The sequence below is a fragment of the Vreelandella glaciei genome, from assembly GCF_013415125.1.
Lineage (GTDB): Bacteria > Pseudomonadota > Gammaproteobacteria > Pseudomonadales > Halomonadaceae > Vreelandella > Vreelandella glaciei.
Map to the genome: position 1 here is coordinate 48,695 of NZ_JACCDE010000021.1, position 13,090 is coordinate 61,784.

Annotated in this window: 7 protein-coding genes; all 7 read right to left on the reverse strand. The window is 56.6% G+C overall.

The window, feature by feature from the left end; genetic code table 11:
- Positions 1-69 precede the first annotated feature (69 nt).
- The 7 genes from kdsA to HZS80_RS14535 all read right to left on the reverse strand — a co-directional run bounded on the left by kdsA (position 70) and on the right by HZS80_RS14535 (position 13,088).
- The gene (gene kdsA, locus HZS80_RS14505; protein WP_179916492.1) at positions 70-921 is read right to left on the reverse strand and encodes a 3-deoxy-8-phosphooctulonate synthase; all 852 of its coding nucleotides are present in this window, start codon (positions 919-921) and stop codon (positions 70-72) included.
- A 12-nt stretch (positions 922-933) separates the two neighbouring features.
- Positions 934-2,589, reverse strand: a complete 1,656-nt coding sequence (locus HZS80_RS14510; protein WP_035564441.1) for a CTP synthase — start codon at positions 2,587-2,589, stop codon at positions 934-936.
- Positions 2,590-2,852: 263 nt separating this feature from the next.
- Positions 2,853-4,271: an FAD-dependent oxidoreductase gene (locus tag HZS80_RS14515; RefSeq protein WP_179916493.1), complete on the reverse strand. Its 1,419-nt coding sequence runs from the start codon at positions 4,269-4,271 to the stop codon at positions 2,853-2,855.
- Between the two features lie 36 nt (positions 4,272-4,307).
- Positions 4,308-8,750 carry a glutamate synthase large subunit gene (gene gltB / locus HZS80_RS14520; RefSeq protein ID WP_179916494.1) on the reverse strand — a complete coding sequence of 1,481 codons (4,443 nt, stop codon included), beginning with the start codon at positions 8,748-8,750 and terminating at the stop codon, positions 4,308-4,310.
- Positions 8,751-9,313: 563 nt separating this feature from the next.
- Positions 9,314-10,420, reverse strand: coding sequence for a 3-dehydroquinate synthase (aroB, locus tag HZS80_RS14525; protein ID WP_035564447.1), 1,107 nt, complete (start codon positions 10,418-10,420; stop codon positions 9,314-9,316).
- Positions 10,417-11,004 carry a shikimate kinase AroK gene (gene aroK / locus HZS80_RS14530; protein WP_035564449.1) on the reverse strand — a complete coding sequence of 196 codons (588 nt, stop codon included), beginning with the start codon at positions 11,002-11,004 and terminating at the stop codon, positions 10,417-10,419. The genes aroB and aroK overlap by 4 nt, the downstream gene beginning before the upstream one ends.
- Positions 11,004-13,088 (reverse strand): type IV pilus secretin PilQ, encoded by a 2,085-nt coding sequence (locus HZS80_RS14535; RefSeq protein WP_179916495.1) that lies wholly within the window; start codon positions 13,086-13,088, stop codon positions 11,004-11,006. The genes aroK and HZS80_RS14535 overlap by 1 nt, the downstream gene beginning before the upstream one ends.
- Positions 13,089-13,090: the final 2 nt, after the last annotated feature.

A 13,090-nucleotide genomic window follows, 5' to 3' on the forward strand; every position in this document is an offset into this window, starting at 1 on the left:
AACGGTAAGTCAGATAAAATTATTAATATAACGCCCTAATCAGCAAAACACGGCCTATCAAGCCACACGCTAACGAATGGTTAGCGGCTCAAACCCTTTTATCAGCGCATCCAGTTGAGCAAGCTGAGTTAAAAACGGCTCCAACTGATCCAGCGGGAGTGCACAAGGGCCATCGCATTTGGCGTTATCAGGGTCAGGGTGGGCTTCTAAAAACAGCCCTGCAAGCCCAACAGCCACGCCTGCGCGCGCTAATTCAGCCACCTGAGCCCGACGACCGTCAGCACTGTCGGCACGCCCACCCGGGCGCTGCAGCGCGTGGGTCACATCAAAAAATACCGGATACCCGGTTTGCTTCATATCGCCAAAGCCCAGCATATCAACAATCAGGTTGTTGTAACCAAAGCTTGAACCGCGCTCGCAGAGCATCAGCTGGTCGTTACCCGCTTCCTGAAACTTACTCAGGATATGACGCATTTCATGGGGCGCCAAAAACTGCGGCTTCTTGATATTAATGACCGCGCCGGTTTTGGCCATGGCGACTACCAAATCAGTTTGGCGGGCCAAAAAAGCCGGCAGTTGGATAATGTCGGCCACTTCCGCCGCTGCTTCAGCCTGCCAGGGCTCGTGCACGTCGGTGATGATCGGCACGTTATGGCGGGCTTTGATATCGGCCAGAATTTGCAGCCCTTTCTCGATACCCGGGCCGCGGTAGGAGTGAACCGAACTGCGATTAGCTTTATCAAAGCTGGCCTTGAAAACGTAGGGCATCCCCAGTTTCTGGGTCACCGTGACGTAGGCTTGGGCAACTTCGTCGGCAAGCTCAGCAGATTCCAGCACGTTCATGCCGCCCAGCAGCATTAGCGGCAAGGAATTGCCGGCGGTTAAACCGGCTACGTTAATATGACGCTCTTGAGAAGCCATGCTGTTGCCCTCTTATTCCTGCGAATGCGCATGGGCGCGATTACGCGCAGTTTTATGCTCCAACGCGGCGTTCACAAAACCCGAGAAGAGCGGGTGACCATCACGCGGCGTGGAAGTGAACTCCGGGTGGAACTGACAGGCCACATACCAAGGGTGATCCGCCAGCTCGATAACCTCGACCAGTGATTGGTCAACACTCTTCCCCGAAATAACCAAACCTGCCTTTTCAAGTTCATCAATAAACTGGTTATTGACCTCGAAACGGTGACGATGGCGCTCAACAATCTCTTCAGACCCGTAGGCTTCGCGCGCTTTGGTGCCGGATGCCAGATGACAGACCTGACCGCCCAAACGCATGGTGCCGCCTAAATCAGACGCTGCATCACGTAACTCGATTTTGCCTTCCGGATTCAGCCACTCTGTGATCAGCCCCACCACCGGGTGCTGGGTATCGTGGGTGAATTCGGTGGAGTTGGCGTCTTTCCAACCCGCCACGTTGCGAGCGAACTCAATCACCGCTACCTGCATGCCCAGGCAAATACCTAGATAGGGAACGTTATTTTCACGCGCGAATTGGGCGGTCATAATCTTGCCCTCCACACCGCGCTCACCAAAACCGCCTGGCACCAGAATGGCGTCTTTGCCCGCCAAACGCTCGGTGCCGTGGCGTTCAATGTCTTCGGAGTCAATATAATCGACGTTGACCTTAATGCGACCTTGGATGCCGGCGTGAATCAGTGCTTCGTTGAGCGACTTGTAGGCATCCAGCAGCTCCATGTACTTACCGACCATGGCGATGCTGACCGACTTGAGCGGGTTGAGCTTGGCATCGAGCACCTTCACCCACTCGGATAAATCTGCTTCCGGGGCTTCCAGGCGCAGCTTATCGCAAACGATTTCGTCCAGGCCGTGCTCGTGGAGCATCAACGGAATGCGGTAGATCGTATCGGCATCCTGAAGCGGCACTACGGCCCGCTCTTCGACGTTGGTGAACAGGGCGATTTTGCGACGCTCGCTCTCTTCCAGCTCAACTTCGCTGCGGCAAATCAGAATATCCGGCTGGATACCGATAGAGCGCAGCTCTTTAACGCTGTGCTGGGTCGGTTTGGTTTTGGTCTCACCCGCCGTTTTGATGTAGGGCACCAGGGTCAGGTGCATAAACAGCGCGCGGTTAGCGCCCTGTTCACTACGGATTTGGCGAATCGACTCCAGGAAAGGCAGTGATTCGATATCACCGACCGTGCCGCCAATTTCCACCAGCGCCACATCAAAACCTTCACCGCCCGCGTAAACGCGCTCTTTAATCTCGTCGGTGATATGCGGAATCACCTGAACGGTGCCGCCTAGATAGTCGCCCCGGCGCTCTTTACGCAGTACGTGCTCGTAAACACGACCAGTCGTAAAGTTGTTGCGCTGGGTCATTTTGGTGCGAATAAAGCGCTCGTAATGCCCGAGATCAAGGTCGGTTTCGGCACCATCTTCTGTGACGAACACCTCACCGTGCTGGAAGGGGCTCATGGTGCCCGGATCCACGTTGATGTACGGGTCGAGCTTGAGCATGGTGACCTTAAGGCCGCGGGCCTCTAAAATCGCCGCAAGCGAGGCGGAGGCGATGCCCTTGCCAAGAGAGGACACAACGCCGCCGGTCACGAAGATATATCGTGTCATGGATAACCTGTCGAAACGTGATCAGAAGGCACGGCAGAAAGCCACGCCAGGATGGGTCGACAGACTAGCAGATTACGACCTAAGGCTCAATTTGAACTGAGCAGTCAAAACCTACTTAACCTAATCACTCTTGTGCAACCGCCCCAGCGATAGGTCTACGCGAGGGCGCTGTGAACCCTTCCCTGGGCGCTACTTTCGCCATCCCTGGCGAAAGACCCTCGCTACGACCTATCCCTGGAGCTGCTCTATGCATCAGGCGTGCTCTACACGCCCAGGTAATCCAGAATACCTTCGGCTGCTTGGCGGCCTTCGTAAATCGCCGTGACCACCAAATCAGAGCCGCGCACCATGTCGCCACCGGCAAAGATTTTTTCATTGCTGGTTTGGAAGGCGTACTGGCCGTGCTCCGGGGCGGTGACGCGGTCGCGCTCGTCAACTTGGATATTAGAGCTATCGAACCACGGCGCCGGGCTTGCCTGGAAGCCGAAAGCGATCACCACGGCATCCGCCGCGATGATCTCTTCAGAGCCGGGCACTACTTCAGGACGTTGACGGCCATTTTCGTCTGGCTCCCCCAAGCGTGTGCGCACCACCTTCACGCCCTCGACCTTCTCTTCACCGACGACCGCCACCGGCTGACGATTGAACAGAAACTCCACGCCCTCTTCACGGGCATTGGAGACCTCACGGCGCGACCCCGGCATGTTGCCCTCGTCACGACGATAGGCACAGGTCACGCTGGTGGCATTTTGACGAATGGAAGTACGGTTGCAGTCCATCGCCGTATCGCCGCCGCCCAGCACCACCACGCGCTTGCCTTCCATGGAGATATAGTCGTTAGGATCTTTTTCAAAGCCCAGGCAGCGGTTGACGTTGGCAATCAGGAAATCCAAGGCCTTGTACACGCCCGGCAGATCTTCACCGGGGAAGCCGCCTTCCATGTACTTATAGGTACCCATGCCCAGGAAGACCGCGTCGTACTCCTGCATCAAGGTCTCAAATTCGATATCGGAGCCGATTTCGGTGTTAAGACGGAACTCGACACCCATCTCCTCAAAGACTGCCCGGCGGCGTTCCATCACGCTTTTTTCCAGCTTGAACTCAGGAATACCAAAGGTCAGCAGGCCGCCAATTTCCGGGTACTTATCGAACACCACCGGCTTAACGCCGTTGCGGGCCAAAATATCCGCACAGCCCAAGCCCGCCGGGCCTGCACCAATGATGGCGACTTTTTTATCCGTCCAGGTCACATGGGACATGTCCGGGCGCCAGCCCATGGCAAACGCCGTATCGGTGATGTACTTCTCCACCGAGCCGATGGTGACCGCACCAAAGCCATCATTTAGCGTGCAGTCGCCTTCGCACAGACGATCCTGCGGGCACACGCGGCCACACACCTCGGGCAGCGAGTTGGTTTTGTGCGAAAGCTCTGCAGCTTCAATAATGTTGCCTTCCACCACCAGCTGCAGCCAGTTAGGAATGTAGTTATGCACCGGGCACTTCCACTCGCAGTACGGGTTACCGCAGTGCAGACAGCGATGCGCCTGACTGGCCGCATCGGTGGGTTTGAACGGTTCGTAGATCTCCGCGAACTCTTTGGCACGGGCACGGGCATCTTTCTTTTGTGGGTCCTTACGACCCACATCGACAAACTGAAAATCGTTATTTAAACGGTTAGCCATGATCTCTCTCCTGTCAGCGTGAGGGGCATAAGCGAGTTATTGCGGCTGACGCCGAGACTGATCCAGCAAACTACCTAAGCTTGCCGCTTTTGGCTTCACCAGCCAGAAGTGGCGCGCATAGTCGCTGAAGTCTTCCAAAATAGCCGCCCCGCGCGCGGAACCCGTCGCGGCCACATAGGCTTCGATCATTTCACGCAGGTGACGACGATACGCCTCCATGGCCTCTGTGTTGACACGATGAATCTCGACCAGCTCGTGGTTGTACTTGTCCACGAAGGTGCGTTCCTCATCCAACACATAGGCAAACCCACCGGTCATCCCCGCGCCGAAGTTCACGCCGGTTTCGCCAAGTACGCAGACCAAGCCGCCGGTCATATATTCGCAGCAGTGGTCGCCTGCGCCTTCAATGACTGCAGAAGCACCGGAATTACGCACCCCGAAGCGCTCACCCGCCGTACCGGCTGCAAACAATGTACCGCCGGTGGCCCCGTACAGGCAGGTATTACCGATAATCGCCGTTTTATGGCTCTCAAACTGGCTGACTTTGGGCGGCACAATCACAATACTGCCACCGTTCATGCCCTTGCCGACGTAATCGTTGGCGTCGCCTTCGAGATACAAATTCAAGCCACGCGCATTCCACACCCCAAAGCTCTGGCCTGCTACGCCAGTAAAGCGAGCGGTGATCGGTGCCGTTTCCAGGCCCTCTTCGCCATAGCGCTTGGCAATCGCGCCAGAGGTTAGCGCTGCCACACTGCGGTCACAGTTGGTGATGGTGAAATCGAACTCACCGCCCGAGCGATTTTCAATGGCGTCTTTCAGCGCTGCCAGCACTTCCTGGTTTTTAGCACCGGGGTCGTGCGGCACGTTACGGCTGACCTTACAGAACTGCGGTGCATCTTTAGGCACAAAGTCATTCGCTAGCAGCGGCGTCAGATCAAGCTTACGCTGGGAAGCCGTGTTGCCTTCCAACACTTCAAGCAAATCGGTACGCCCGATTAGATCGGTCAGCTTGCGCACACCCAATACCGCCATCAGCTCACGCACTTCTTCGGCAATAAAGCGGAAGTAGTTTTTAACCATATCAACGGTGCCACGGAAATGCTCGCCCCGCAGGAAATCATCCTGAGTGGCGACACCGGTGGCGCAGTTGTTGAGGTGACAAATACGCAGGTACTTGCAACCCAACGCGACCATCGGCGCAGTGCCAAAACCAAAGCTCTCAGCACCCAGAATCGCGGCTTTAACCACATCCAGGCCGGTTTTCAGGCCGCCGTCGGTCTGCAGGCGAATTTTGTCGCGCAGGCCGTTGATACGTAGCGCTTGATGCACTTCAGGAAGCCCCAGCTCCCAAGGAGAACCGGCATGTTTGATCGAGGTCAGCGGGCTGGCCGCCGTGCCGCCATCGTAGCCGGACACGGTAATCAAATCCGCGTAGGCCTTGGCCACCCCGGTGGCGATCGTGCCGATCCCCGGTTCCGATACCAGCTTCACCGACACCTGGGCATCCGGATTGACCTGTTTGAGGTCAAAAATCAGCTGGGCCAAATCTTCGATAGAATAAATATCGTGGTGCGGCGGCGGTGAAATCAGCGTGACGCCGGGTACCGCGTAGCGCAGCCGGGCAATCAGTTCGTTCACTTTGCCGCCAGGCAGCTGCCCGCCCTCACCGGGTTTGGCGCCCTGGGCGACCTTGATCTGCAGTACTTCTGCGTTGACCAGATAATGGGGCGTCACGCCAAAACGGCCGGAGGCGATCTGCTTGATTTTCGAGCTACGGATAGTGCCGTAGCGCGCCGGGTCTTCACCGCCTTCGCCAGAGTTGGAGCGGCCGCCCGCTTCGTTCATGGCCTGGGCCAGCGCTTCGTGAGCTTCCGGCGAGAGCGCGCCCAACGACATACCGGCGCTATCAAAGCGCGGCAGCAGCTCTTCAACCGGCTCTACTTCCTCCAGCGCAATCGGCGTTTCTGCCGGCTTGAGCTTGAGCAAGTCACGAATGGTGGCCACCGGACGCTCGTTCACCAGCTGGGCAAACTTCTTCCACTTAGTATAGCTGCCTTCCTGAACCGCCGCCTGCAGCGACATCACTACATCGGGGTTATAGGCGTGGTACTCGTGGCCGTGGACATACTTGAACATGCCGCCCTGGGAGATACCTTTACGCGGAATCCAGGCATCTTTCGCCAGCAGCGCCTGCTGCATCTGCAGCTCGGCAAAACCGGCGCCTTGGATGCGCGACGCCATACCGACAAAGCACAGATCCATTACTTCGTCCGCCAAACCCACGGCTTCAAACAGCATTGAGCCGCGGTAGGAGGCCAGCGTCGAGATACCCATTTTAGACAGGATCTTGAACAGGCCTTTCTGCAGACCTTTACGGTAATTCTCGCGGCCATCGGCAGGGTTACCGGTTAGCTCGCCGGTACGGTGCATATCCGCCATGACCTGATAAGCGAGCCACGGATAAACCGCCGTGGCACCCACGCCAAACAGCACTGCCATTTGATGAGCATCGCGGGCGTAGCCGGTTTCCACCACGATATTGGCGTTGGGACGCAGCGCCAAACGGCCTAAGTGAGAGTGCACGGCACCCACGGCCAGGGCGGCCTGTATGGGAATCAGCCCTTTCGCCAGCTCGGCATCGGTGAGTACCAGAATGACTTTACCAGCGCGCACCTGTGCTTCGGCCTCTTCACATAGTGCCTTGAGCGCTTGATGAAGGCTCTGCTGTTCAGGATCGTAACCCAACGACAGTGTATAGCTGGCAAACGCCGGATCATCCTGGCTCACCAGCGCGGTAAATTTACGCGGCGATAGCACCGGCGTGGTCAAGATCAAGCGGTGAGCGTGCTCAGGCGTCGCTTTAAAGACGTTGAGCTCCGCGCCACAGCAGGTTTCCAGCGACATCACGATCGCTTCGCGCAGCGGGTCGATGGGCGGGTTGGTGACCTGGGCAAACTTCTGACGGAAGAAATCCGTCAGCAGGCGCGGACGACTGGAGAGCACCGCCATCGGTGTATCGTCGCCCATAGAGCCAACGGCTTCCTGACCACTTTCCGCCAGCGGACGCAGCACCTGGTCGCGCTCTTCAAAGCTCACTTGGAACAGTTTCTGCTGAACGTTGAGCGAATCGGTATCCATGCTCTGGAAACGCGCAAGCTCAGTTAGCGCCGACTCTAAATAATTGGCTTCCTGCTTTAACCAACGCTTATAAGGGTAGGCGGATTTCAGGCGCTCATCGATATCGGTGGTATGCAGCACTTCGCCGGTCTGGGTGTCTACGGCAAGCATTTGACCGGGGCCAACACGGCCTTTGGCCACCACGTCTTCCGGCTTATAGCCGTAGGTGCCCGTTTCCGATGCCAGCGTGATATAACCGTTTTTAGTAATCACCCAGCGCGCCGGGCGCAGGCCGTTACGGTCCAGCATACACACCGCTTGGCGACCGTCGGTCATCACTACGCCCGCCGGACCGTCCCACGGCTCCATGTGCATGGAATTGTATTCGTAGAAAGCACGCAGTTCAGCGTCCATGGTTTCTACGTTCTGCCAGGCGGGCGGCACCATCATACGTACCGCGCGGTGCAGTTCCATGCCACCGGTCAGCAATACTTCCAGCATGTTATCCATACTGGAGGAGTCAGAGCCGGTGGTATTAACGATCTCGTCCAGCTCGGCGATATCCGGCAGGCGATCGTTAACGAAGTTGGCTTTACGCGAGTTCGCCCAGCCGCGATTGGCTTCAATCGTATTGATCTCACCATTGTGCGCCAACAGGCGAAACGGCTGTGCCAGTGGCCAACGCGGCGCGGTATTGGTCGAGAAGCGCTGGTGGAAAACGCAAATGGCAGTTTCCAGGCGCGGGTCATTCAAGTCGTGATAAAAGGCCGGCAGATCTTCCGGCATCACCAGGCCTTTATAGGAGATGACTTCTGACGATAGCGAGGCAACATAGAAGTCTTCTTCGTCGCGCAGCGCCTGCTCGGCGCGGCGACGAGCCATAAAGAGGTCAACATCGAAGTGCTCACCCAGGCCCGGCTGTACAAAAAGCTGACGAATACGCGGCAGGCAGTCCAGCGCCATGGGGCCACAAACGCTGGGGTCGGTAGGCACATCGCGCCAGCCCAATACGTTGAGGCCGCGCGCTTCAAGCTCACGCGTTAAGGTATCGCGGGCATTTGCTTCACGGGCGTCATCGTTGGGCAGAAACACCACGCCCACGGCAAAGCGTTCGCCAAGCTCAGCATCAAACGCCTCTTTGGCCAGCGCCTGCATAAAGGGAGTGGGCATTTTAAGTAGCAAGCCACAACCGTCGCCGGTCTTTCCGTCGGCAGCGATACCACCCCGGTGGGTCATACAGGTCAGTGATTCAATGGCAGTTTTCAGCAAATCGTGGCTAGCCTGGCCTTCCATATGGGCAATCAGGCCAAAACCACAGTTATCGCGAAACTCGCCAGGCTGGTGAAGACCTCTATTCATGGGCGTGCCTCTACTAGTCAACGTATTTTTTTAGCAGCGTGCTTATGGTATAAAGGACGGTTTTGCTTTTTTTATGATGCTTATAACCTGCCCAGAATGGGGTGTTTCCCACGTTCGCTGCCGCAAGAAAATGGCCGGTCAGCATAGCGATTAGCGCCCACGTTGCGCAATCGCTTGGTGCTTATAACGTTAGAGAAACTCTTTTCAAATCCTGTATTTGCACTCTCATTCAAGAAAAAAATACATATACTTCAAACACTTGTAGCCAGTTAAAACGCTATTTTAACGCTCTTTATTTTCCATTAAACTTTAGTCTAAATAGCATGCAAATACCCATGCCGATAGTGCATAAGGCATACGGATTATACAAAACAGCGTTCGACTAATCGTCTCACGGCGCAGCCAAGTGAATACAAAACCGCCCAGTGAAACCACTCTGCGTAAGGAGCGATCCATTGGGCGGCTATAGCTGGCTAGGCTTTGAAATGACTGGGTTTAAACGGCCAGGTTTTGAAATGGCCAGATTTTGAAATGGCTAAGCTGCGAAAGGATTACGTGGCCACTTAGCAGCGCGGGTAATCGTCCAGCAGGTTGCGGAGAACATCAACGGGCGTGGCATCGCTAACGCAGGCATCGCCCAGGGCGTTAAGCAGCACTAAGCGCAGCCGCGAATCGATGTTTTTCTTGTCCAACCGCATACGGGCTAAAAAGTCATCGCTGGACATATTCGCCGGTGCCGCCAACGGCAGCTCGGCGCTCTCGATCACCGCCAGGCTACGTGCTAGCGCTGCGTCGTCGATCCAGCCCAAGCGCTGGGAAAGCGTTGCCGCCATGGCCATGCCCGCGCCCACTGCCTCCCCGTGTAGCCAGTTGCCGTAGCCCTGGTGCGCCTCAATGGCGTGGCCAAAGGTGTGGCCCAGGTTGAGCAGCGCACGCACGCCCTGCTCGGTTTCATCTTCGGCCACGATATCTGCTTTGATTTGGCAACTGCGCGCAATAGCGTCGGCGACTACTTCCGGCTCTACGTCGAGTAGCGCGGGCATATTGGCTTCCAGCCAGCTTAAAAACGCTTCATCACGGATAAAACCGTACTTGATAACCTCGGCAAGGCCAGCGGAAAGCTCACGGCGGGGCAGGCTCTTCAGCGTATCGATATCCACCAGCACAGCCTTGGGCTGCCAGAAAGCGCCGATCATGTTTTTACCCAGCGGGTGATTGACGCCGGTCTTGCCCCCTACCGACGAATCCACCTGGGAAAGCAGCGTGGTGGGCACCTGGATAAACGCCACGCCGCGCTGATAGGAAGCGGCGGCATAGCCGACCATATCGCCAATCACCCCGCCCCCTAAGGCGATCAGGGTACAGCGGCGGTTAAAACCGGCCTCTAATAGCGCGTCCCAAATACGGCTGACCTGCTCAATGGTTTTGTACTGTTCGCCATCGGGCAGCACGACCGTGCGCACCTCTAAATGCTCCGGCAGGCTAGCGCAGAGTGTTTCCAGGTAGAGCGGCGCGATAGTCTCGTTAGTGACGACCATCACCTGGCTTCCCGCCAGATAAGGCGTCAATGTATCGGTTTGACCGATCAGCCCGGAGCCAATATGAATCGGGTAGCTACGCTCATCTAAAGCAACCTGAAGTGTGCGTTGCGCGCTGGCGGTCGAGGTCATTGCGATACCTTATTATGGTTAAGCGGTCCAGCCGAATGAGGCGAAGAGGAGGGCTCAAGTGGATCCACCAGCCGATGCACCCGGCGCAGTATCTCATTGACCACCGCTCGCGGGCTGCGCCGGTCGGTGCGCACAGCAATATCTGAAGTGGCACGATAGAGCGGGTCGCGCTGAGCAAACATGTCGTTTAGCACTTGTTCGCGGTTAGCGCACTGTAGCAACGGCCGATTGCGATCTTTCGCCGTCCTCTTTAGCTGCTGGTCGACGGTGGTCAACAGATACACCACCGTGCCGCGCTCGCGCAGTGCGCGGCGATTCTCTTCGCGCAGCACCGCACCGCCGCCGGTAGCGACAACCACGGGGGAGAGACGGGTTAACTCATCAATCATATGGATTTCGCGCAGCCGAAAGCCCTGTTCGCCTTCAACATCGAAAATCCACGGAATATCCGCTCCGCAGCGGTCTTGAATGGCGTGGTCACTGTCGTAAAACGGACGCGCGAGCTCTGCCGCCAACAGGCGACCGATGGTGCTTTTGCCAGCCCCCATGGGGCCTATAAGAAATAAATTGGGTAAATCTTGCATCAGCGAACCGTTAAGCCATCGTCTAGGAGTCGTGGAGTAATAAAGACTAACAACTCTACCTTTTCATTGCTCTCTTCGGTATAGCGAAACAGTCTACCCAGGAAAGGAATATCACCCAAAAGCGGTGTTTTGGCGATTTGGCGCAGCTCTTCCGTAGTCAAAATACCGCCTAACACCACCGTTTGGCCGTTATCGACGAGCACCTGGGTCTCGATCTGATTGGTATCAATCGGCGGTTCACCGTCAAACTCTGATTCACGGAAGCTATCATTTTTGATGACCAGATCCATAATAATGCGGTTATCTGGGGTAATCTGCGGGGTGACTTCCAACGACAACTCGGCCTCTTTGAACTCGGTATCAGGATTGTCGTTGCCATCCACACTCTGGAAAGCACGCTCTTCACCCTGGCTGATGCGGGCAGTACGCTGGTTGGCGGTAATAATACGGGGCTGAGAAATAGTTTGGCTTTTCCCTTCGCTTTCCAGCGCACGAAGCTCCAAATCCAACAAGATATCGCCGGCTAAATAACCAAAGCTAAAGCCGGCTCCCGTCCCTGATGAGGCGCCTAAATCAACGGTTAGGCCGCCCTGCGCTCGATTAATGCCATCGGGGTTGATATCGCGCCGGCTGTAGGTACCGTCCTCCCCCTCTTGAAAGCCGCGGGTGCTCGACATGCCCCAGTTAATGCCTAGCTCACGGGAAGCGGTGTCCCTTGCAATGACAATGCGCGCCTCAATCTGTACCTGCCGAACAGCCACGTCCAGGCGGTCAATGGTGCGGGTAATATCGCGCACCTGATCGGCCGTATCCTGCACCAGCAGCGTATTGGTGCGGTTATCAATACTGACACGGCCGCGCTCGGTGAGCAGCCCAAAACCATCGCCGTCACCGCCACGCAGTAGCTGGGCCAAATCCTCGGCTCGGGCATACTTGATCTCGATAAACTCGGTGACTAGTGGCGATAGCGTCTCACGCTGGTTACGCGCCTCTAGCTCCTGGCGCTCTAAATCAGCCAGCTCACTGGCGGGCGCCACGACAATTACATTGCCCTGTTCGCGGCTCGATAACCCCTGGCTTTGCAGAATCAGCGCGAGCGCCTGATCCCAAGGGACATCGTTTAAGTTGAGCGTCACGCGGCCGGTGACGCTGTCACTGGCAACCAAGTTCAACCCGGTAAATTCAGCCAGCGTCGCTAGCACTGAACGCACTTCGATATCCTGGAAATTAAGGCTCAAGCGTTCGCCATTGAAGCGCTCGCCTGTTGCCTGAGAGGGCTGTGACTCCTGACTGGCGGGTTGCACTTCCACCGTCAGCGTGCGGCCACTCTGCGAAGAGATCATCGCATAAGCACCCTGGGTGGCGATGGATAACTGGGTGTCGCCCTGGTTGGCACGGGGCGTAATCCGGGTGATCGGCGTAGCAAAGTCGGTGACATCGTAGACCTGATTAAGCGAATCCGGAATCGCCACATCGCGCAGGTCAACCAGCACTTGGTCAGGGCCACCTTCTCGGACGTTCGCCTCAACCCCTTCGCGGTCAAAGGTAACCAACAAGCGACCAGCACCATCGGTACCGCGACGGAAATCGATATTTTCAATTTGTGGCCCTTCGTCGGTTTCTAGCCCCGCCGAAGAAACACTGGCTGAGGGAGTGGGCGAAGGATTAAGCGATGCGGTCGGCGCGGGGGTAGCGCCAGATGCAAAGGTAATACGTAGCCGACCTTCCTGCACGCTGGTCGTAAATGCCTGCGGTTCGCTGAGATTGACCACCAAGCGCGTGCGGCCATTGCCCTCAAGGGCGGTAATTTGTTCGACGCCGTGGCTATTAATGCTCAAGCGTCGGGTGGCGAGCCCACTTTGGGTGCCGGCCAAATCAAACGTGACACGCGGCGGTGATTCCAAACGGTAGCTGCGCAGTTCGGGCACGCCACCAGAGAAGCTAAGATCAACGTTGGCGCCACCATTGTCGGCGGGCTGCACGTCAATATCCGTCAGCACCGATGCTACTGCCAATGAAGGCAACAGTGAAAGTAGTGCAACCATGGCCATTAAAAGAGTGATTCGCCAAGCTGTAACTGCCATGA